Origin of the sequence: Amycolatopsis sp. NPDC051128 (assembly GCF_040682715.1) — a bacterium.
Lineage (GTDB): Bacteria > Actinomycetota > Actinomycetes > Mycobacteriales > Pseudonocardiaceae > Amycolatopsis.
Map to the genome: position 1 here is coordinate 34,222 of NZ_JBFBBN010000038.1, position 20,377 is coordinate 54,598.

The following is a 20,377-nucleotide window of genomic DNA, read 5'->3' on the forward strand; positions in this document are numbered from 1 at the left end:
TTCCGTGTCGGCGTACGCGATCGTCAAGACCGGCGGCAAGCAGTACAAGGTGGCCGTCGGCGACGTCGTCGAGGTCGAGAAGCTCGAGGGCGAGCCGGGCACCGAGCACATCCTCCCCGCCGTTTTGTACGTCGACGGTGGCGATGTCACCACGGACGCCGACGCACTGGCGAAGGTCTCGGTCACCGGCAAGGTCGTCGAGCAGACCAAGGGACCGAAGATCCGGATCCACAAGTTCAAGAACAAGACGGGCTACCACAAGCGTCAGGGTCACCGGCAGAAGCTGACCCGCGTCGAGGTCACCGCCATCTCCCTGTAAGAACTTTTCCGGATCTGCTTTTTCAGAAAGAGGGCTGAGCCATGGCTCACAAGAAGGGTGCGTCCAGCTCCCGCAACGGTCGCGACTCGAACGCGCAGCGCCTCGGCGTCAAGCGCTTCGGCGGCCAGCAGGTCAACGCCGGCGAGATCCTCATCCGCCAGCGCGGCACCAAGTTCCACCCCGGCGTGAACGTCGGCCGTGGCGGCGACGACACGCTGTTCGCGCTGGCCACCGGCGCCGTTCAGTTCGGCGAGAAGCGCGGCCGCAAGACCGTCAACATCGTCGTGCCAGTCGAGGCCTGAGTCTTCGGTTCTCGACGCTAGACCTCGAACGAGGGGTGGGACCGGAATATCCGGTGCCACCCCTCGTTTGTTTGTGTAACCCCCTTTTCGCGAGTGAAAGAGGCAAGTCATGGCGTCCCGGTTCGTGGACCGCGCGGTGATCCATCTGACCGCCGGTGACGGTGGGAACGGCTGCGCCTCGGTGCACCGCGAAAAGTTCAAGCCCCTCGGCGGCCCGGACGGCGGCAACGGCGGCAACGGCGGCGACGTGCTGCTGGTCGTCGACCCGAACGTGCACACCCTGCTCGACTTCCACTTCCGCCCGCACGCCAAGGCGGGCAGCGGCAAGATGGGCCAGGGCGGCAACCGCGCCGGCGCGGCGGGGGAGACGCTGGTGATGAAGGTGCCGTCCGGCACCGTCGTGTTCACCGAGGACGGTGAGCTGGTCGCCGACCTGATCGGCCCGGGCACCACGTTCGTCGCCGCCCAAGGCGGCCGCGGCGGCCTCGGCAATGCCGCGCTGTCGTCGAAGGCCCGCAAGGCGCCCGGGTTCGCGCTGCTGGGAGAGCCGGGCGAGACCCGCAACCTGGTGCTGGAGCTGCGGTCGGTCGCCGACGTCGGCCTGGTGGGCTTCCCGTCCGCCGGCAAGTCGTCGCTGATCTCGGTGCTGTCCGCGGCCAAGCCGAAGATCGCCGACTACCCGTTCACCACGCTGGTGCCGAACCTCGGCGTCATCACCGGCGGCGACACGGTGTTCACGATGGCCGACGTGCCCGGCCTGATCCCCGGCGCGTCCGAGGGCAAGGGCCTCGGCCTGGACTTCCTGCGCCACATCGAGCGCTGCGCGGTGCTGGTGCACGTCGTCGACTGCGCCACGTTGGACCCCGGCCGCGATCCACTGTCCGATGTGGACGCGCTGGAGGCGGAACTCGCGAAGTACACGCCGGGCCTCGGCGGCAAGCTCGAAGAGCGGCCGCGGGTGGTCGTCCTCAACAAGATCGACGTCCCGGAGGCCGCCGAGCTCGCCGAGTTCGTCCGGCCGGAGCTGGAAGCCCGCGGCCTCAAGGTGTTCGAGGTTTCGACCGCGTCCCGCAAGGGCCTGCGGGAGCTGACCTTCGCCCTCGCGGCGATCGTCGAGGAGAACCGCGAGGCGCAGCCGGTGCTGGAGCCGGAGAAGATCGTGCTGCGGCCCCTAGCCGTCGACGACTCCGGGTTCACCGTCGAGGTGGACCCCGAGGAAGAGGGCGCCTTCATCGTGCGCGGCACCCGGCCGGAGCGGTGGATCCGCCAGACCGACTTCGGCAACGACGAGGCCGTCGGCTACCTGGCCGACCGGCTCGAACGCCTCGGCGTCGAAGACAAGCTGGCGAAGCTCGGCGCGAGGCCCGGCAGCCCGGTCACGATCGGCGACGTCCAGTTCGAATGGGAGCCGTCGACGCCGAGCGTCGCGATGCACCTGTCCGGGCGTGGCACCGACGTCCGGCTCGAGCGCAGCGACCGGATCGGCGCGGCCGAGCGCAAGGAAGCCCGCCGGATCCGGCGTGGCGGTCCGGACGACCCGGAAGGCGACGACCTGGACCTCGACGCGTGAGCGGCACCCGGGAGGCCATCGCCGCCGCGCGGCGGCTGGTGGTCAAGGTCGGGTCGTCGGCGCTGACCAGCGCGGGCAGCGGGCTCGACGTGGCCCGCCTGGACGCGCTGGTCGACGCGATCGCTTCGCGGCTCGCCCGGGACACGCAGATCGTGCTGGTGTCGTCGGGGGCGATCGGGGCCGGCCTGGCCCCGCTTTCGCTCGGCAAGCGCCCGAAGGACCTCGCGACCCAGCAGGCGGCGGCGAGCGTCGGCCAGCTGGCGCTGGCGCACGCGTACGCCGAGTCGTTCGGGCGGTATTCGCTGACGGTCGGGCAGGTGCTGCTCACCTCCGACGACGTCGTCCGCCGGGCGCACTACCGCAACGCGCAGCGGACGTTTTCGCGGCTGCTGGCGCTCGGCGCGGTCCCGGTGGTCAACGAGAACGACACGGTGGCCACGGAAGAAATCCGCTTCGGCGACAACGACCGGCTGGCGGCGCTGGTGGCCCACCTGATCGGCGCCGACGCACTCATCCTTCTGTCCGATGTGGACGGACTGTACGACGGCGACCCGCGCCGCGGCGCGGGTCGCAAGCTGACCGAGGTCCTGTCGGAGTCCGATGTGGACGGTATCGCGGTCGGCATGTCCAGCTCCGGCCTGGGCACGGGCGGCATGGTGTCCAAGCTGGCGGCGGCCCGCACGGCAGCGGGCGCGGGCATCCCGGTGCTGTTGGCGGCGGCTTCGGAAGCCTCGGCGGCGCTGACTTCCGCTTCCCCGGGAACGGCGTTCGCCCCGGCGGACACCCGCCTGTCGGCCCGCAGGTTCTGGCTGGGTTACGCGGCCGACACGACAGGCAAGCTCCGTCTCGACGACGGCGCGGTGACAGCGGTGGTGCGCCGCCGCAGGTCGTTGCTGGCGGCGGGAATCACGGGCGTGGAGGGCGAGTTCCAGGCGGGCGACGTGGTCGACCTGGTGGACGCGAAGGACCGCGCGGTGGCCCGCGGAGTGGTGGCCTTCGACGCGACGGAGCTCCCGGACCTGATCGGCCGTTCGACCCCCGAGCTACCGGCAGAGCAGCGCCGAGAGGTAGTCCACGCGGACGACCTGGTCCCGCTCCGCCGCTAGCCAGCCCAACCACCACGCACCTGACCGGTCACCCACGTGACTGGCGAGGCATCGCGCGTGACTAGCGGGGCTTCGCGTGTGATTGCCGGGGCATCGCGCGTGACTGGCCGGGCATCGCCGTGTCGGCCCCGCAATCGCGCGTGATGCCCCTCTGCTCACACGCGATGCCCCTCTGATCACGCATGATGCCCCGCCAATCACACGCGATGCCTCTCCGTCGCGCGGCTAGCCCACCGAGACCAGCCGCGCTCCGCCGTCGGCTTCCAGTACCGTGCCGGTCAGGTTGGCGTTCGTTGCCGCGAGCGCGACCACCTCGGCCACGTCGTCGGCCGTTGCCACGCGCCGGGACGGGATCGAAGCCGCCGTCTGGGCGAAGAATCCCTCCCTGACCTCGGCCGGGAAGCCGCTCCACCACGCCGTGTCGACGACGCCCGGCGAGACGGCGTTGACCCGTCGCGGGGCCAGCTCCACCGCCAGCGGTTTGACCAGCGCCTCGATCGCCGCGTTGAGCGCGCCGATCCCGGCCGTGCCGGCCATCGCCGCCCGGGCGGTGATCGCGCTGAGCAGCGTGATCGACCCGTCCGCGGCCAGGTGCGGCAGCACCGCCTGGACCGTGGTCAGGTGCGCCCAGAACTTCGCGTCGAAGGCCCGGCGCAGCATCCCCAGGTCCAGCTCGGCGATCGGCCCCAGGCCTTCGGCGCCGGACAGGCTCACCACCAGCACGTCGACCGTGCCGAGTGACCCGGCCAGCGCGGTCATCGCCGCGGCGTCGCCGCCGTCGGCCTGGTGCCCGGTCAGCCGCGGGTCGGTCGCCGCGACGTCGTCGAGGCGTTCCTTGCTCCGCCCGGTGACGTGGACGTCGTATCCCCGCTGCTGCAGCCGCCGCGCGGTCGCCAGGCCGATGCCCGAAGTGCCGCCGGCCACGAGAGCGATGCTCATGCTTGTTCCCCATTTCGAACCGGTACGTCTCGTTTCGAAATGGACGCTACCATCGGATCCCATGACCGACCAGTCCCGCCCCGGCCGCAAGCGCAGCGAGCAGAGCCGGCTGGCGATCCTCGCCGCCACGCTCGACCTGGTCGCGGAAGCCGGCTACGGCGCGCTGACCGTCGAAGGCATCGCGGCGCGCTCCGGCGTCGGCAAGCAGACGGTCTACCGCTGGTGGCCGTCGAAGGCCGACGTCCTGCTCGACGCGCTCGCGACGAAGGCGGACCTGCAGGTGCCGATCCCCGACGAGGGGACGTTCCGCGCCGACCTCGCGGGCTTCCTTGGCAGCACTTTCGAACTGGGGGAGAAATCCCCGGTCGCGGACACGCTCCGGGCGCTGATGGCGCAGGCGCAGATCGACCCGGAGTTCGGCAAGCGGTTCCGCGAAGACTTCCTCTTCCGCCGTCGCGACGCTCTCGGCACGATCGTCGACCGCGCCCGCGAGCGCGGGGAACTACCCGCGGGCGTCAGTTCCGGCACGGTGATCGACGTCGTGTTCGGCACGCTCTGGTACCGGCTCCTCGCGACGCGCGAGCCGGTCGGTGGCGGCCTGGCCGGCGAACTGGTGGCGCTGCTCGCGGATCACGGCGCCTCGACGGCCGAGATCCGGTAGCGCGCCACCGCGGCGTCGAGGATCTGCGCCGCCTGCTCGCCCGACGGCCCGGACCCGCGAAAGCGCTCAAGGTCCTCGTCGGACTCCCAGCGCTCGTACACCGTGACCCGGCCCGGGTCGAGCAGGTCGGCACTCAGCGCGTACTCGAGGCAACCGGGTGCTTCGCGCGCCAGCCGCACGGCTTCATCATGCGTGCTCCTGATCCGGTCTCCGCTAAAGCTGTTCGGGCGCTTCGATGCCGAGCAGGGAGAGCCCGAGCGCGAGCGTTCGCGACGTCAGCGTGGTCAACCTGAGCCGAGACGCGCGCAGCGCCGGCGAAGGCGCCTTCAGTACCGGGCATTCCTCGAAGAACCTGGAGAACACCACCGCCGTCTCGTACAGGTACGTACAGAGCTTGTGCGGCGCGTAGCCGCTCGTCGCGGCCTTCAGTGCTTCGCCGAACCTGAGCAGCTTCAGTGCCAACGCTCGTTCCGCCGGCGCTTCGAGAATCACCTGCGCGCCTTCGGGTGTCACGCCCGCCTTCCGGAGGATCGACCGCGTCCGCGCGTGCGCGTACTGGAGGTACACCGAAGTGTTGCCCTCCTTGGCGAGCATCCGGTCCCAGGCGAAGACGTAGTCGCGCTCGCGGTCGCCGGACAGGTCGGCGTACTTGACCGCGCCGATGCCCACCGCCTCGGCGACCTTCCGCTGGTCCGACGCGTCGAGCTCACTGCGTTCGGCGACGACGGCCGCGGCCTGCGTCACGGCTTCGGTGAGCAGGTCGACCAGCTTGATCGTCTCGCCGGCCCGGGTCCGCATGGTCTTGCCGTCGGCGCCCAGCACCGTGCCGAAGCCGATGTGCTCGGCGGTTCCGGTCAGCCAGCCCGCTTCGCGGCTGATGGCGAAGAGCATCGCGAAGTGCTGCGCCTGCGGGGCCCCGACGACGTAGAGCAGGTCGGTGGCGCCGCGTTCGGCCGTCCAGTACCGGACGGTGGCCAGGTCGGTGGCGGCGTACCCGTAGCCGCCGTCGCGCTTGCGGACGATCAGCGGCAGCCGGTCGCCTTCGCGATTGCGGAACCCGCTGGGGAACACGCAGACCGCGCCGTCGCTGACCTCGGTCAGCCCGGCCTTCTCGAGGTCGTCGACCACCGCGGCGAGGTACGGGTTGTAGAAGCTTTCGCCGTAGATGTCCTTGTGTGTCAGGGAAATCCCGAGCAGCGCGTAGACCTCGTCGAAGTGCCGGGTCGACTCGTCGACCAGTTCCTGCCAGACGGCGAGCGTCTCTTCGTCGCCGCTTTGCAGCAGGACCACGCGGTTGCGCGCCCGCGTCGCGAACGCTTCGTCGCTGTCGAACTTCCGGCGCGCTTCGCGGTAGAAGGCGTCGAGGTCGGCGATCGCGCGTTGCCCGGCGGAGACGGCGGAGACGTCGGCGAGATGCTCGATGAGCATGCCGAACGGCGTGCCCCAGTCGCCGAGGTGGTTGTGCGGCAGCACTTCGTGTCCGGCGAAGCGCAGCAGGCGGACGAGCGCGTCGCCGATCACCGACGAGCGCAGGTGCCCGACGTGCATCTCCTTGGCCACGTTCGGGCCGCTGTAGTCGAGCGCGATCCGCCGGGGCGCCGGGGTTTCCGGCACGCCGAGACGCGGATCGCCGAGCAGAGCGCCGGTGTGTGCTTCGAGCCATTCCTTGCGCAGCACGAAGTTGAGGAAGCCCGGCCCGGCGACTTCGGGGGGATCGGCGATGCCGCCGAGCTCCAGTGCCCCGGCGATCGCTTCGGCGACCTCACGCGGCGGGCGGCCGAGCCGCTTGCCCAGGCTCATCGCGAGGTTGCCCTGATAGTCGACGCCTTCGCGCGGCGACGCCTGGATCAGCGCTTGGTCCGGCGTCAGCTCCACGCCCAGTGTCCGGCCGGCGGCGGCGGCCACGCGGCGCGCCAGCTCCTCGGTAAGGTCGGCGGTCTGCACGGTGTCCCTCCTTCGGCTCGGTGGCGGAACCCACAACTGCTTGTGGGGGTCCGGGTGGCGAAGCCCCCGGCCCGGGGCGGCGCCCCGGAACACGCAGCGTAGCGAGCGTGACCGGCCGGTGACGAAGGGTTTACCGCAGCTCGCTGCCCTTGGTTTCCGGCAGCGTGAGGATCACGACGAACGCGATGGCGGCGCCGGCGGCGACGTACCAGAAGTAGAGCGTCGGCGAGACCGCGCCGAACACGGTGATGAGCAGCGGGGCGGTGCCGCCGAAGATCGCGACGGTCAGGTTGTACCAGGCCCCGATCCCCAGCCCGCGCAGTTCGGTGGGGAACAGTTCGCTCATGATGGCCGGCGCGATCGACGTCATCGCGGTGTACAACCCGAGCCCGACGCAGAACACCACGAGCAGGCCGCCGATCCCGGGCCCGATCAAAGTGGACAGCGGGACGACGACGACCGCGGTCGCGCCGGACCAGATGAGCAACTGCGGCTTGCGCCCGAACCGGTCCGACAGCGCGCCGAGCGGGTACTGCAGCGCGATGAACAACGCCGTGCCGACCGAAAGGGCGAGGAAGACGGCGTCGGCGTCGGCATGCCGGGTTTTCACCGCGAAGGACGTGAGCGCGCTGAAGAACGTGTAGTAGCAAAGGGTCGAGAGCATCGTGAAGCCGACCAGCCTGCCGACGGCCTTGGGGTGGTGCGTCAGCGTCGTCAGCAGCGGCCGTTCGATCTTCCGGGCCTTGGTCTTGGTCTGCTCGAACAGTTCGGTTTCGGCGAGGCTGCGGCGCAGCCACAGCCCGACCAGGCCGAAGACCCCGCCCAGCAGGAACGGCAGCCGCCAGCCCCAGGACGAAAGTTCGGCCTTGTCCAGCGTCCGGGCCAGCACGAAGCCGAGGACGGTCGCGATGAGCACGGCCGTACCGGTCGAGATGTAGAAGAACGCCGAGTACCGCCCGCGTCGTTCCGGCGGCGCGATCTCGCCCAGGTAGGCCGACGCGTTCGACACCTCGCCGCCGAGCGACAGGCCCTGGGCGACGCGGGCGAGCAGCAGCAGGATCGGCGCGAGCCAGCCGACCTGCGAGAACGTCGGCAACAAGCCGATCGCGACCGAGCCGCCCGCCATGAGCAGGATGGTGAGGATCATGGCCGGCTTGCGACCCCGGGTGTCGGCGAAGCGTCCGAGCAGGACACCGCCGAGCGGCCGGAAGAAGAACGCGAGCGCGTAGGTGGCGAACGTGTTGATCAGCGCGAGCGTGTCGTTCCCGGAGGGGAAGAACGCGCCGGCGAAGTAGATGCTGAACGTCGCGTAAATCGTCCAGTCGAACCACTCCAGCGCATTGCCCGCGCTCGCCGCGAACAACTTGCGCACCGGCAGCCGGTGGCGCTGTACCTGCACGGTGGACTCGGTCATGGCGGCCTCCACGTCACCCGAAGGTGGACCGGACTTTGCCACATTCGTTCGCGGTGCGAAAGATCCCGACCATCCGTCGAGATGGTTCACACGGCGAGCCGACCCTCCAGGCACGCGAGCCGACTGTCCGGGTACGCGAGACCTCGTTCTGAGTCCTTGTGCTCCCTCCCTTCCTCCGCCGCTCAGGCCGTGCTGGCCAGCGCGAACGGCAGCACCGCCGACGCCCCGGCCCGCCGCAGCAGACGCGTCGCGAGCGTCATCGTCCAGCCCGTGTCGATGACGTCGTCCACCAGCAGGACCGGCCCGGCCGGCAACGTGGCCGCGAGGTCGGCCGGCATGCTCAGCCGCCGCCACAGGTCCGCCAGCCGCTGGGCGCTGTTGGCCTGGCGTGGTGGCGGGCCGTCCGCGTCGAGCGCGCCGAGGAAGTCCAGCCTGCCGACCTCGGCCAGCCGCGTCGCCAGGCTGTAGACGAGCCGGGGCCGTGTCGACGACGGAACCGCGATCACCGCCACCGGCCGCTCCGCCCACTGCCACCCGGCCAGCACCTGGACGCAGGCCTTGAACACCGAGTCGGGCACGTCGGCGTCCTGGGCGCCCGGGCCGACGAGCTCCCGCAGCCGGTTGCCCCAGCCGACGTCGGTGAGCCGCCCGAGCACCTGGCCGGGCTCGGCCTGGTCGTCGGCCGAGATCCGGCCGGAGACCGGGACGTCCAAAGAGGACATTCCCGTCGGCCACTGCTTCCGCGGCGCGACCTCGACGCCGGGCCGCTGCAGGCGTTCCCGGGTCGCGTCGACGACCTCGTCGGCCACCGTCGTGTCCCAGTGCTTGCCCGTGCAGTTGTCGCACCGCCCGCACGGCGTCGCTTCGGGGTCGTCGAGCTGACGCCGCAGGTATTCCATCCGGCAGTCACCGGTCGCGAGGTAGCCGAGCATCGCCTCCTGTTCGCGGTCGCGCGCCTCCGCGACCCGCTGGTACCGCCCGCGGTCGTACTGCCAGTCTTCCCCCGTGCTCTCCCAGCCGCCTTTCACGCGCCGGACCGCGCCGTCGACGTCCAGCACCTTCAGCACCATTTCCAGGCGGGAGCGGGAAAGCTCCACCGACGGCTCGAGCGCGGCCGTCGAAAGTGGACGGTCGGCGTACGCGAGCGTGTTCAGCACCTGGGTCACGCGCAGCTCGTCGGGGAAGGCCAGCGACCCGAAGTACGCCCAGATCGCGCGGTCCTCCTCGCCGGGCAGCAGCACGACCTCGGCGCGCTCCACGCCACGCCCGGCGCGGCCGACCTGCTGGTAGTACGCGATCGGCGACGACGGCGCGCCGAGGTGCACGACGAACCCGAGGTCCGGCTTGTCGAACCCCATGCCCAGCGCGGACGTCGCGACCAGGGCCTTGACCCGGTTGCCGAGCAGGTCGTCCTCGGCCGCCTGCCGGTCGGCCGGGTCGGTCTTGCCGGTGTAGGCCGCCACCGGGTAGCCGCGGTCCTTCAGCAGCGACGCGACGTCGTGCGCCGCCGCGACGGTCAGCGTGTAGATGATCCCGGACCCGGGCAGCTCGGCCAGGTGCTCCGCGAGCCAGGCCAGCCGCGCTTGCGACGTCGGCAGCCGGCACACCGACAGCCGCAGGCTTTCCCGGTCGAGACTGCCGCGCAGCACCAGCGTGTCCCCGCCGGTGCCGAGACCCAGCTGCTCGGCCACGTCGGTGACCACGCGGTTGTTCGCGGTCGCCGTGGTCGCCAGCACCGGCACGCCGTCGGGCAGGTCCCCGAGCAGCGTGCGCAGGCGCCGGTAGTCCGGCCGGAAGTCGTGCCCCCAGTCGGAGATGCAGTGCGCTTCGTCGACCACCAGCAGCCCGGTGCTGGCGGTCAGCTTCGGGAGCACGTTGTCGCGGAAGTCCGGGTTGTTCAGCCGCTCGGGGCTGACCAGCAGCACGTCGACCTCGCCGGCCGCGACGGCCGCCTGGACCTGATCCCACTCCTGGGGGTTCGCGGAGTTCATGGTCGCCGCGTGGATCCCGGCCCGTGCCGCCGCCGAGATCTGGTTGCGCATCAGCGCCAGCAGCGGGGAGACGATGACGGTCGGCCCGCTGCCTTGTTCCCGCAGCAGTGCCGTGGCGAGGAAGTACACCGCCGACTTGCCCCAGCCGGTGCGCTGCACGACCAGCGCGCGACGCCGCTGCGCGACGAGGGCCTCGATGGCCGTCCATTGGTCTTCGCGCAGCTTCGCCGAGTCGCCGGCCAGCGCCCGGAGGAGGGTCTCGGCGCGGTCGCGGAGTGCTGGGGTGGTGCCGGTGGTGTCCACGCCACCACGTCTACCCCATGGCACCGACGAACCGGGAATCGGCGGCGGCGCGAACGGACCGTTCGTGTCGTATACGGCACGTAATGTGACCTGAATCACAAGTCTGTCTCGGTCGGATGGGGTGGCGAACAGCATCGGACGCCTCCCGGCTCCGCTGTATAGGCTCCGGAGTCATGTCACCACGGCGGATCGGGGTCATGGGCGGCACGTTCGACCCCGTGCACCACGGCCACCTCGTCGCGGCCAGCGAGGTCCAGTCCCGGTTCGGGCTCGACGAAGTGATCTTCGTCCCCACCGGGCAGCCGTGGCAGAAGACCAGCCGCCAGGTGACGAAGGCCGAGGACCGCTACCTGATGACGGTCATCGCCACCGCGTCCAACCCGTTGTTCTCGGTCAGTCGCGTGGACATCGACCGCGGCGGCCAGACCTACACCGTCGACACCCTGCGCGACCTGCAGGCGGAGTACCCGGACGACCAGCTCTTCTTCATCACCGGCGCCGACGCGCTCGAGCAGATCCTCACCTGGCACAAGGCCGACGAGCTGTTCGACTTGGCGCACTTCATCGGCGTCACCCGGCCCGGCTACCGGCTCAACTCCCACCACCTGCCCAGCGGCAAGGTGAGCCTCGTGGAGGTCACCGCGATGGCCATTTCGTCCACCGGCTGCCGCGACCGCGTCGAACGCGGGGAGCCGCTCTGGTACCTCGTTCCCGACGGCGTCGTCCGCTACATCGCCAAGAAGGACCTCTACCGGAAGAGCGACTGAAGCCGCCCTGGTCCCGGCGGGTACCCTTCTCGGGCGAACCCGATCTGAAAAGGAGCACCGTGGCAGCCACGTCCGAGGCACGAGAGCTGGCCGTAGCGGCCGCACACGCGGCGGCGGACAAGAAGGCCAGCGACGTCGTCGTGCTGGACGTGTCCGAGCAGCTCGTCATCACCGACGCCTTCGTCATCGCCTCCGCCTCCAACGAGCGCCTGGTCGGCGCGATCGTCGACAACGTCGAAGAAAAGCTGCGGGAGAGCGGCCACAAGCCGGTCCGCCGCGAGGGCGCCCGCGAAGGGCGCTGGGTGCTGCTCGACTACGTCGACGTCGTCGTGCACGTCCAGCACGTCGAAGAGCGCACGTTCTACGGCCTCGAGCGGCTGTGGAAGGACTGCCCCCGCATCGAGGTGGCGGGTCTCGCGGAGCCGCCCGCCGACGAGGACCCGGACGTCCCGTGAGCCCGCGGCGGCTGGTGCTCTGGCGCCACGGCGAGACGGACTACAACGCCGCCGGGCGGATGCAGGGCCACCTCGACTCGGCGCTGACCCCGGTCGGCTGGAACCAGGCCCGGTTCGCGGTGCCCGCGCTGGCCCGGTTCTCCCCGGACCTCGTGATCGCCTCCGACCTGCGCCGCGCCACCGACACGGCCACTGTGCTCACCGACGCGATCGGCGTTCCGTTGCGGATCGACAAGCGGCTGCGCGAGACGCACCTCGGCGAGTGGCAGGGGCTTACCGGCGCCCAAGTCGACGAGGCCTACCCCGGTGAACGCGCGCGCTGGCGCACCGACGCGACCTGGGCGCCGCCGGGTGGCGAGAACCGCGTCGATGTCGCCGACCGGGCGAGCGAAGTGGTCACGGACCTTCAGCAGGCCAACTCCTCGGTGGGCGAGACCGTGCTGCTGGCCGCGCACGGCGGGCTGATCATCGCGCTCACCGCGCGGCTGCTGAACCTGCCGGTGGCGATCTGGCCGTCGCTGGGCGGGATCGCGAACTGTCACTGGGTCGAGCTGGGCTGGCGTGACGAGAAGTGGCGGCTGCACGCCTACAACGCGGGGATGCACGGCTAGCCGATGGGGCCGCGCTTGCTGGTGTTCGGCGATTCGCTGAGCTTTCACGGCCCTGAAGGGCCCTGTGCGGCTGACGAGCCGCGGCTGTGGCCGAACATGGCCGCTGCTGCGTTGGGCGGCACCGCCGACCTGGTCGCCGGGATCGGCTGGACCGCGCGCGACGCCTGGTGGTCGTTGACCGGCGACCCGCGCGTGTGGGCTGATCTCCACCACGTCGACGCGGTCGTGCTGGCGGTCGGCAGCATGGACACGCTGCCGTCGCCGTTGCCGACCTACCTGCGCACGGGGCTGAAGTACCTGCGGCCCGACCCGGTGCGGCGCGTAGTGCGCAAGGCTTATCTCGCCGCGCAGCCGCGGTTGTCGGTCGCGCTCCGCGGCCGTCCGACGGTGCTGCCGGCCAAGCTCACCGTGCAGTACCTCGACACGGCGGTGGGCGCGCTGCGCGTCCTGCGCCCCGAACTGCCGATCTTCGGCATGCTGCCCTCGGTGCACCGGGCGGCGGCGTACGGCGGCGTGCACACCGCGCGCCCGGCCGCGGAGGCCGCGATGGCGGCCTGGGGCGAACGAGCGAGGGTTCCGTTGCTGGACCTCCGAGCCGTCGTCGGGGAGCACGTTCTGAGCGGCGCGGGCAACCCGGACGGAATGCACTGGGGCTGGCCGGGACACGCGGCAGTGGGTGCGGCGATGTCCGTGTTGATCGCGCCGGCGCTGGCCCCCGGCCACGTAGGCTGACGGCGTGTCGGTCGCCGTAGTCACGGATTCCACCGCCCACCTGCCGGAGGGCTTCGCCGAACGGCACGCGGTCCGGGTGGTGCCGCTGCACGTCCTGGTCGACGGCGTGGTTTCCCTCGACGGCATCGAGACCGGTCCCGCGGCGGTCGCCGAGGCGATGAGCCAGCGCAAGATCGTCACCACGTCGCGGCCGACCCCCGCCGAGTTCGTGAAGGCGTACCGGGCGGCGCTGGCCGAGGGCGCGGACGCGATCGTGTCGGTGCACCTGTCGCGCGAGCTGTCGGGGACCTGGGAAGCGGCGGTGCTGGCGGCGCAGGAGGTCGGGCCGGACCGGGTCCGCGTCGTCGACTCGCGCACCACGGCGATGGGGCTCGGGTTCGCCGCGCTGCATGCCGCGGCCGCCGCGGGCGCCGGGGCCGACGCGGCCGCGGTCGAGGCCGCGGCGGTGACCGCGGCCGGCTGCTCGTCGACATTGTTCGTCGTGGAGACCCTGGACCACCTGCGCCGCGGTGGCCGGATCGGCCCGGCGGCGGCGTTGCTCGGCACGGCACTGGCGGTGAAGCCGGTGCTGCACATGTCCGACGGCCGGATCGTCCCGCTGGAGAAGGTCCGGACCATGAACCGGGCGATCGCGCGGCTGGTCGAGCTCGCCGCCCAGGCCGCGGACGACGACGACGTCGAGCTCGCCGTCCACCACCTCGCCTCGCCGGAACGGGCGGTCGAGCTGGCGAACCGGCTGGAGGAAGCGGTGCCGCGTTCGGCGGGGTGCGTCGTTTCCGAGCTGGGCGCGGTGATCGGGGCGCACACCGGGCCCGGGGTGCTGGGCGTGGTCGTCCAGCGGACGGTCCCGTTCCCCCGCTAGCGCGGTGACCGGGCGGCTTCGCCGGGTTGTGCGGCGGGCGGTGCGGACCGGCCAGGCCGGATGGCGGGCCGAACCCGCCAGCATGCCACCCGGGTACGACGGAAACGGCCGTTCCCGGGCCGGGGCGGTGGGATCCGTCCACAACACCCCGGTTGTCCACAGGTCGCGGCGGCACCCCTGTCGGACGCCTCCCCGCGGGCCCTAACGTCGATCGTGTGTTCGAGCAGCCCGCCCGGGATCCGGGCCTCCCCGTCAACGACCGGCTCGCCTGGCTGGCCGACCAGCTCTCGCCCGACGCGAGCACGGTCGGGCCCGGCGGCCGGCTGGTCCGGCGCTGGCTGCCGGGCGGATCGGCCGTGGCCAGCCGCCGCCGGTGGGCGTTCGCCGGTGTCATCGCGGCGGTCGTGGTGATCGTCCTCGGCTCGGTCGCGCTCCTCGGCGGCCGTCCGGCGCCCGAGCCACCGCCCGCGCTGCCCAGCGCCAAACCCGCGGGCGAGGCGCGAGCGGCACCGCAGACCGGTCTCGTCATCAGCGTGATCGGCCGCGTCCGGTCGCCGGGACTGGTCACCGTGCCTCCGGGTGCCCGGGTCGCGGACGTGCTGCGCGCGGCCGGCGGACCCGATCCCGGCGCGGACCTCGGCGCGCTGAACCTCGCCCGCAAGGTGACCGACGGGGAGCAGCTCGCGGTCGGGATCCCCGCGCCCGCCGCGGCTCCCGGTGCCCCGGCGGGCGGCGGGAAGGTCGACCTCAACGCGGCGTCCGTCGACCAGCTCGACACGCTGCCCGGCGTCGGCGAGGTGATGGCCAAGCGGATCGCGCAATGGCGCACCGACCACGGCGGCTTCACGAAGGTCGAGCAGCTGCGCGATGTCGACGGCATCGGGGAAAGCAAGTTCGAGCGGCTCCGGGAGCAGGTGACGGTCGGATGAGCACCCTTCCCACGACGGACACCCGGCAGGACATGCGGCTGGTCCCGGCGGCGCTGGCGTGCTGGCTGGCCGCGCTCGCCGGCCTGCTCCTCGGCTGGTGGACGGCCGTCGCCGCCGGCCTCGCCTCGGCGGTGCTCGCCGGGGTGGTGCTCTGGCGGGCCCGCGGCCGTCCCCGTGCGCTCGGTGCGGCGGCGGCCCTGCTGGTGCTGGGTCTCGTCGCCGCCGGTCCGGTCGCCTGGCGGATCCGCGACGCGCAGCGTGACGACCTGCGTGCCGCCGCGGCCCAGGGACTTCCCGCGACGTTGCGGGTCGTCGTCGCCGAACGCCCGAAACCCGTGCGGAGCGCGGGGTACGCCGATCAGCAGGCCGGTGCCCGGTCGGTCGTGCTGGCGGCGGACGTGCGCGCGGCGTCGGTCGACGGACAGCCGGTCGCTTCGTCCGGACGGGTCCTGCTGCTGGCCCCGGTCGCGCGGTGGGCGACGCTGCTGCCCGGCCAGGACGTGGCGGCGACGGGCCGGCTGATGCCGCCGCGCGGCTCGGACCTGAGCGTCGCGGTGCTGTCCGTGCGCGGTCCGCCGGGGGAGCCCGGCCCGGCGCCGTGGTGGCAGCGGGCGGCGGCCGGGCTGCGCGCCGGTCTCCACGACCTGTGCCAGGTCCTGCCGGAAGAACCCGGAGGCCTGCTGCCGGGTCTGGTCCTGGGCGACACGAGCGGGCTGTCCCCGCGCGTCGAGCAGGAGTTCGTCACCGCGGGGCTGGCCCATCTCACCGCGGTCAGCGGCGGCAACCTCGCCGTGGCCTGTGGCGCGGTGCTGCTCCTGCTGCGGTTGCTCCGGCTCGGGCCCCGGCTGTCGGCGATGGCCGCCGGGGCGTGTCTGGCCGGGTTCCTCGTCCTGGTCGGCCCGGAGCCGAGTGTGCTGCGGGCCGGGGTCATGGCGGCGGTCGCGCTGCTGGCGCTGGCCTTGGGCCGGCGGGGCTCGGCGTTGCCGGCGCTGGCCTTCGCGGTGTGCGTGCTGGTGGTGGCCGATCCGGCGATGGCCACGGACTTCGGGTTCGCGCTGTCGGTGTTCGCCACCGCCGGGCTGGTCCTGCTCGTGCCCCGCTGGGCCGGCGCGCTGGTTCGCCGTGGTGTCCCGCCCGGCTTCGCCGAAGGGCTGGCGATCCCGCTGGCCGCCTTCGTGGTGACGGCGCCGGTGCTCGCGGGCATGGCGGGCTCGGTGAGCCTGGTTTCGGTGCTGACCAACGTCCTCGCCGCTCCGGTGGTGGCCCCGGCGACGGTGCTGGGCGTGCTGGCGACGGTCACCGGCCCGTGGTGGCCGGGCGCCGGGAAGGTCCTCGTGCACCTGGCCGACCCGGAGGCCCGGTGGCTGATCACGGTGGCGCGGCACGGGGCGCGGGCCCCGGGCGCGGTCGTCGCCTGGCCCGGCGGCTGGGCGGGTGGGTTGCTCGCCGTGGCCGTCCTCGGGGTGCTGGTGCCGGCCGCCCGGCACCGGCGCGTGCGGTTGCTCATGGTCGTGCTCGTCGCCGGGGCGCTGCTGGTGTTCGTGCCGGTCCGGGTACTGGCGCCGGCGTGGCCGCCGCGGAACTGGGCGATGGTCGAATGCGACGTCGGCCAGGGCGACGCGGTCGTGCTGGCGACCGCCGAGCCGGGGCGGGCCGTCGTCGTGGACACCGGGCCCGAGCCGGGGCCGGTCGACGAGTGCCTGCACCGGCTGGCCGTGGACCGGATCCCGCTGCTGGTCCTGAGCCACCTGCACGCCGACCACGTCGGCGGGCTCGCGTCGGTGTTCGACGGCCGGGCGGTCGGCGGGATCGCCGTCGGGCCCGGGCGGGCGCCGCAGTGGGCGTGGCGGCAGGTCGCCGCGGAGGCCGCCCGGCGGGCGGTGCCGCTGGTGGAGCTGAACCCGGGGGAGCGGCTGGACTGGCCCGGTCTGTCGCTCGACGTGCTCGGCCCGCGGTACGTGCCGGCGCGCTCGGCCGGGCAGCAGGACGGCACCACGATCAACAACAGCTCGGTGGTGCTGCGCGCGGAAACCCCGGCCGGGCGGGTGCTGCTGACCGGTGACGTCGAGCTGGCCGCGCAGGCGGACCTGCTGGCCGACGTCGGCGAACTGAAAGCGGAGGTGCTGAAGGTCCCACACCACGGCAGCCGGTACTCGCTGCCGGCGTTCCTCGCGGCGGTGGCGCCGCGCGTGGCGTTGGTCAGCGTGGGCGCGGGCAACACCTACGGGCACCCGAACAAGTCCACAATGGACGGCCTGGCCGCGCTCGGCGCGCTCGTCACCCGCACCGACCTGGACGGCGACACCGCGGTGGTCGCCGGCCCGGCGATCGCCCGCCGAGGTGAGCCCCGCGGTCCACCGCGCCGGTGAGCCGGGGCGAGCCCGTGGCCCGCCCCGGCTCAGGCGGACGTCAGTAGCCGAGCGCCTTGTTCACGGCCGCGGCCGACGGCGGCAGGGTCGCCTTGGGGCCGACGTGGTTCTCGATCGCGTCGAGGGTCTTGAGGCCGTCGCCGGTGATCAGCAGCACGGTCTCGGCGTCCGGGTCCAGCTTGCCGGTCTCGACGAGCTTCTTCGCCGTGGCGACGGTGACCCCGCCCGCCGTCTCGGTGAAGATGCCTTCGGTGCGGGCCAGCAGCCGGATGCCCTCGACGACCTCTTCGTCGGTGACGTCCTCGATCGCGCCGCCGGTGCGGTTGACGATGTCGAGCACGTACGGGCCGTCGGCCGGGTTGCCGATCGCCAGCGAGCGGGCGATCGTGTCCGGCTTCACCGGCTGGACCACGTCGTGGCCGGCGCGGAACGCGGTCGACACCGGCGAGCAGCCGGTGGCCTGCGCGCCGAACACCTTGTACGGGCTGGCGTCCACGAGGCCGAGCTGGCCCAGCTCGCGGAAACCCTTGTCCACCTTGGTCAGCTGCGAACCGGAGGCGATCGGCACGACGATCTGCGGCGGGATGCGCCAGCCGAGCTGCTCGGCGACCTCGAAGGCCAGTGTCTTCGAGCCTTCCGAGTAGTACGGCCGGACGTTCACGTTCACGAACGCCCACTTCGGGTTCTCGCCGGCCAGTTCGGTGGCGAGGCGGTTGACGTCGTCGTAGTTGCCGTCGATGGCGATGAGGTCGCCGTCGTACACCGCGGTGGTCAGGATCTTGGCGCGCTCGAGGGTCTTCGGGATCAGCACGACCGACCGCCAGCCGGCGCGGGCGGCCGCGGCGGCCGTCGCGTTGGCCAGGTTGCCGGTCGACGGACAGGCGAGCACCTCGAACCCGAACTCGCGGGCCGCGGCCAGCGCGACGGCGACGACGCGGTCCTTGAAGGAGTGCGTCGGGTTGCCGGTGTCGTCCTTGACCCAGACGCGCTTGAGGCCGAGTTCCTTGGCGAGCCGGTCGGCCCGGATCAGCCGGGTCGCGCCGGGCTCGGTGTTCGGGATCTCTTCGACGTTGGACGGGACCGGGAGGAGCTTCTTGTAGCGCCAGATGTTCTTGGGGCCGGCCTCGATGTCTTCGCGGCGGACGCGGCCGAAGTCGTAGGCGACCTCGAGCGGCGAGAAGTCCTCGGCGGAGACGAATTCGGGGGCGAGCGGCTGCCGGTGGCCCTCTTCCTTCGACACCAGTTCGACGGCGGGACCGAGATCCGGGGTCTTCGTGGTGGAGGTCGTGCCGAGGGTTGCGGTCATCGCGAGGTTCCTTCCTCATCTGCCCCGCCGAAGCGGGCCGGAATTGGCACCGTGGTCGTCAGCTACCCCGCGATCGCGGGATGACGGGCTGTACGCCGGTTGCCGGGGCTTCGTCGGGCCGTTCCCTCTGCCCCTCTGGATGAGCGGTATTCAGTTGTCGGTGCGCACGCCGGATCAACCCCGGGCTGGCTACCTCGGCTACACCGTACGACATCGCGCTCGAGCCGTGCCACGGTGCCCTCTCGACATCACCGGAGCGGAGGCACGACGGAGCAAGTGAGAGGATTCACCGGTGACCGCGCAAGCCACCGCCCCGGCCCCGCTGCAGCTGGTGCTGGGCGAGGAAGAACTGCTGATCGAGCGGGCCGTCCGGGAGACGCTGGCCGCCGCCCGCGCGAGGGACGCGACGGCCGAGCTGACCCGGGCCCGGGTGTCCGATCTCACAGCGCCCGAGCTGGCGGAACTCGTCAGCCCGTCGCTGTTCAGCGAAGGCCGCGTGATCGTCCTCGAGTCGGCTCAGGACATCTCGCAGGAGCTGGCCGACGCCGTAGCGGCCTACCTCAAGGACCCGGCGGACGGGATCGTGCTCGTCGTCGTGCACACCGGCGGCGGCCGCAGCAAGGCGGGCAAGACGCTCCCCGCCGTGCTGAAGAAGGCCGGGGCCGAGATCACGGAGTGCCCGAAGCTGACCAAGCCGGCCGAGCGCGAGCAGTTCGTGCGGCACGAGGTGCGCCGGGTGAAGGGCAAGATCGACCCGGCCGGGGTGGCAGCGCTGATCGACGCCGTGGGCTCCGACCTGCGGGAACTCTCGTCGGCGGCGACGCAGCTGGTCGCGGACACGGGCGGCACTGTCGACGCCGAGGCGGTCCGGCGTTACCACCGCGGCCGCGCCGACGTGACCGGGTTCGCGGTGGCGGAGAAGGCGGTCAGCGGGGACCGCGCGGCGGCGCTGGAGTCGCTGCGCTGGGCGATGCAGCTCGGCGTCCCGCACGTCCTGGTCGCGGACGCGCTGGCCGACGCGGTCCGCACGATCGCGCGGGTCTCCGGCGCGGGCCGGGGCAACCCTAACCAGCTGGCCGGCGAGCTGGGCATGCCACCGTGGAAGATCCGCAAGGCGCAGGGCCAGTCCCGGGGGTGGAACCCCGACGGCCTCGCCACCGCGATGCGCGTGGTCGCGAGGCTGAACGCCGAGGTCAAGGGCGTCGCGGCGGACCCGGGCTACGCGCTGGAGCGCGCGGTCCTCCAGGTGGCGGCCGCCAAGGGTGACCACTGACCCCGGCATGAAGAAAGCCCCGGCCGAGGCCGGGGCTTCTCCAGAAACAGCCTGCTCAGAGCGCGTTGACGCGCTTCGCGAGCGCCGACTTCTTGTTGGCGGCCTGGTTGGCGTGGATGACGCCCTTCGAGACGGCCTTGTCCAGCTTCTGGGCGGCGTCGCGCTGCAGCTCGACGGCCTTGGCCTTGTCGCCGGCCTCGGCGGCTTCGCGGACCTTGCGGATCGCGGTCTTCACCGAGGACCGGATCGCCTGGTTGCGCTGACGCGCCTTCTCGTTCGTCGTGATGCGCTTGATCTGCGACTTGATGTTGGCCATAGGGCAACTCCTGTTTCACTCGGTGAGATCCGCCGCCGCGCTCGGGTGGCCCCGCTCGAAAGAGCGGGTTTCCTCCATGACGGAATGCCGCACGGCAACGACCGGTAACTTTAACAGCCCAGCTCGCCGCCGCCTCCGCCGGGCAGCGCGCGGTGCCGATCACCGGGAGTACGGTGGACGGCGGCAGTGCCTAGGGTTCCGTCACCGG

General features: G+C 72.2%; 20 protein-coding genes and 1 riboswitch. Of the genes, 13 read left to right on the forward strand and 7 right to left on the reverse strand.

Annotated elements, in window-relative coordinates:
- Positions 1–4 precede the first annotated feature (4 nt).
- The 4 genes from rplU to proB all read left to right on the forward strand — a co-directional run bounded on the left by rplU (position 5) and on the right by proB (position 3,297).
- Positions 5–319: a 50S ribosomal protein L21 gene (gene rplU, locus AB0M82_RS31385; RefSeq protein ID WP_003067132.1), complete on the forward strand. Its 315-nt coding sequence runs from the start codon at positions 5–7 to the stop codon at positions 317–319.
- A 41-nt stretch (positions 320–360) separates the two neighbouring features.
- The gene (gene rpmA, locus AB0M82_RS31390; protein WP_013228479.1) at positions 361–621 is read left to right on the forward strand and encodes a 50S ribosomal protein L27; all 261 of its coding nucleotides are present in this window, start codon (positions 361–363) and stop codon (positions 619–621) included.
- A 109-nt stretch (positions 622–730) separates the two neighbouring features.
- Positions 731–2,191: a GTPase ObgE gene (obgE, locus tag AB0M82_RS31395; protein ID WP_364729582.1), complete on the forward strand. Its 1,461-nt coding sequence runs from the start codon at positions 731–733 to the stop codon at positions 2,189–2,191.
- The gene (proB, locus tag AB0M82_RS31400) at positions 2,188–3,297 is read left to right on the forward strand and encodes a glutamate 5-kinase (RefSeq protein ID WP_364729585.1); all 1,110 of its coding nucleotides are present in this window, start codon (positions 2,188–2,190) and stop codon (positions 3,295–3,297) included. Before obgE ends, proB begins: the two co-directional genes overlap by 4 nt.
- Before the next feature lie 225 nt (positions 3,298–3,522).
- Here proB and AB0M82_RS31405 read toward each other — a convergent pair whose 3' ends face one another.
- Positions 3,523–4,236 carry an SDR family oxidoreductase gene (locus AB0M82_RS31405; protein WP_364729588.1) on the reverse strand — a complete coding sequence of 238 codons (714 nt, stop codon included), beginning with the start codon at positions 4,234–4,236 and terminating at the stop codon, positions 3,523–3,525.
- Between the two features lie 61 nt (positions 4,237–4,297).
- On the opposite strand from AB0M82_RS31405, the gene AB0M82_RS31410 reads away from it, so the two are divergent.
- A complete protein-coding gene (locus AB0M82_RS31410) occupies positions 4,298–4,897 on the forward strand; it encodes a TetR/AcrR family transcriptional regulator (protein ID WP_364729591.1) in 600 nt (199 codons plus the stop codon).
- Here AB0M82_RS31410 and AB0M82_RS31415 read toward each other — a convergent pair.
- The 4 genes from AB0M82_RS31415 to AB0M82_RS31430 form a co-directional block, all read right to left on the reverse strand.
- Complete coding sequence (locus AB0M82_RS31415) at positions 4,867–5,076, reverse strand: antibiotic biosynthesis monooxygenase family protein (RefSeq protein ID WP_364729594.1); 210 nt, start codon at positions 5,074–5,076, stop codon at positions 4,867–4,869. The genes AB0M82_RS31410 and AB0M82_RS31415 overlap by 31 nt on opposite strands.
- A gap of 34 nt (positions 5,077–5,110) precedes the next feature.
- Positions 5,111–6,841, reverse strand: coding sequence for an arginine--tRNA ligase (gene argS, locus AB0M82_RS31420; RefSeq protein WP_364729597.1), 1,731 nt, complete (start codon positions 6,839–6,841; stop codon positions 5,111–5,113).
- Between the two features lie 130 nt (positions 6,842–6,971).
- Entirely contained in the window at positions 6,972–8,255 is a 1,284-nt protein-coding gene (locus tag AB0M82_RS31425) for an MFS transporter (RefSeq protein ID WP_364729600.1), read from the reverse strand.
- 182 nt (positions 8,256–8,437) lie between these two features.
- Positions 8,438–10,549, reverse strand: coding sequence for a RecQ family ATP-dependent DNA helicase (locus AB0M82_RS31430; protein WP_364729603.1), 2,112 nt, complete (start codon positions 10,547–10,549; stop codon positions 8,438–8,440).
- A gap of 173 nt (positions 10,550–10,722) precedes the next feature.
- Here AB0M82_RS31430 and nadD point away from each other — a divergent pair, with 173 nt between their 5' ends.
- The 7 genes from nadD (at position 10,723) to AB0M82_RS31465 (ending at position 17,274) form a co-directional block, all read left to right on the forward strand.
- Positions 10,723–11,316, forward strand: coding sequence for a nicotinate-nucleotide adenylyltransferase (nadD, locus tag AB0M82_RS31435; protein WP_364729606.1), 594 nt, complete (start codon positions 10,723–10,725; stop codon positions 11,314–11,316).
- A 59-nt stretch (positions 11,317–11,375) separates the two neighbouring features.
- Complete coding sequence (gene rsfS, locus AB0M82_RS31440) at positions 11,376–11,771, forward strand: ribosome silencing factor (RefSeq protein WP_364729609.1); 396 nt, start codon at positions 11,376–11,378, stop codon at positions 11,769–11,771.
- A complete protein-coding gene (locus AB0M82_RS31445) occupies positions 11,768–12,382 on the forward strand; it encodes a histidine phosphatase family protein (protein WP_364729612.1) in 615 nt (204 codons plus the stop codon). Before rsfS ends, AB0M82_RS31445 begins: the two co-directional genes overlap by 4 nt.
- A 3-nt stretch (positions 12,383–12,385) precedes the next feature.
- Positions 12,386–13,114: a diglucosylglycerate octanoyltransferase gene (octT, locus tag AB0M82_RS31450; protein WP_364729615.1), complete on the forward strand. Its 729-nt coding sequence runs from the start codon at positions 12,386–12,388 to the stop codon at positions 13,112–13,114.
- A gap of 4 nt (positions 13,115–13,118) precedes the next feature.
- Positions 13,119–13,976 (forward strand): DegV family protein, encoded by an 858-nt coding sequence (locus tag AB0M82_RS31455; protein WP_364729618.1) that lies wholly within the window; start codon positions 13,119–13,121, stop codon positions 13,974–13,976.
- Between the two features lie 215 nt (positions 13,977–14,191).
- The gene (locus AB0M82_RS31460) at positions 14,192–14,905 is read left to right on the forward strand and encodes a ComEA family DNA-binding protein (protein ID WP_364729620.1); all 714 of its coding nucleotides are present in this window, start codon (positions 14,192–14,194) and stop codon (positions 14,903–14,905) included.
- Positions 14,902–17,274 carry a ComEC/Rec2 family competence protein gene (locus tag AB0M82_RS31465; protein ID WP_364729623.1) on the forward strand — a complete coding sequence of 791 codons (2,373 nt, stop codon included), beginning with the start codon at positions 14,902–14,904 and terminating at the stop codon, positions 17,272–17,274. The genes AB0M82_RS31460 and AB0M82_RS31465 overlap by 4 nt, the downstream gene beginning before the upstream one ends.
- Positions 17,275–17,314: 40 nt before the next feature.
- Here the strand turns inward: AB0M82_RS31465 and thrC are convergent, their stop codons facing one another.
- Entirely contained in the window at positions 17,315–18,580 is a 1,266-nt protein-coding gene (thrC, locus tag AB0M82_RS31470) for a threonine synthase (RefSeq protein WP_364729626.1), read from the reverse strand.
- A gap of 12 nt (positions 18,581–18,592) precedes the next feature.
- Positions 18,593–18,726: riboswitch (SAM riboswitch) on the reverse strand.
- A 146-nt stretch (positions 18,727–18,872) separates the two neighbouring features.
- On the opposite strand from thrC, the gene holA reads away from it, so the two are divergent.
- Positions 18,873–19,853, forward strand: a complete 981-nt coding sequence (gene holA / locus AB0M82_RS31475) for a DNA polymerase III subunit delta (protein ID WP_364729629.1) — start codon at positions 18,873–18,875, stop codon at positions 19,851–19,853.
- Positions 19,854–19,908: 55 nt separating this feature from the next.
- Here the strand turns inward: holA and rpsT are convergent, their stop codons facing one another.
- Positions 19,909–20,169, reverse strand: coding sequence for a 30S ribosomal protein S20 (gene rpsT, locus AB0M82_RS31480; RefSeq protein ID WP_013228460.1), 261 nt, complete (start codon positions 20,167–20,169; stop codon positions 19,909–19,911).
- Positions 20,170–20,377 lie beyond the last annotated feature (208 nt).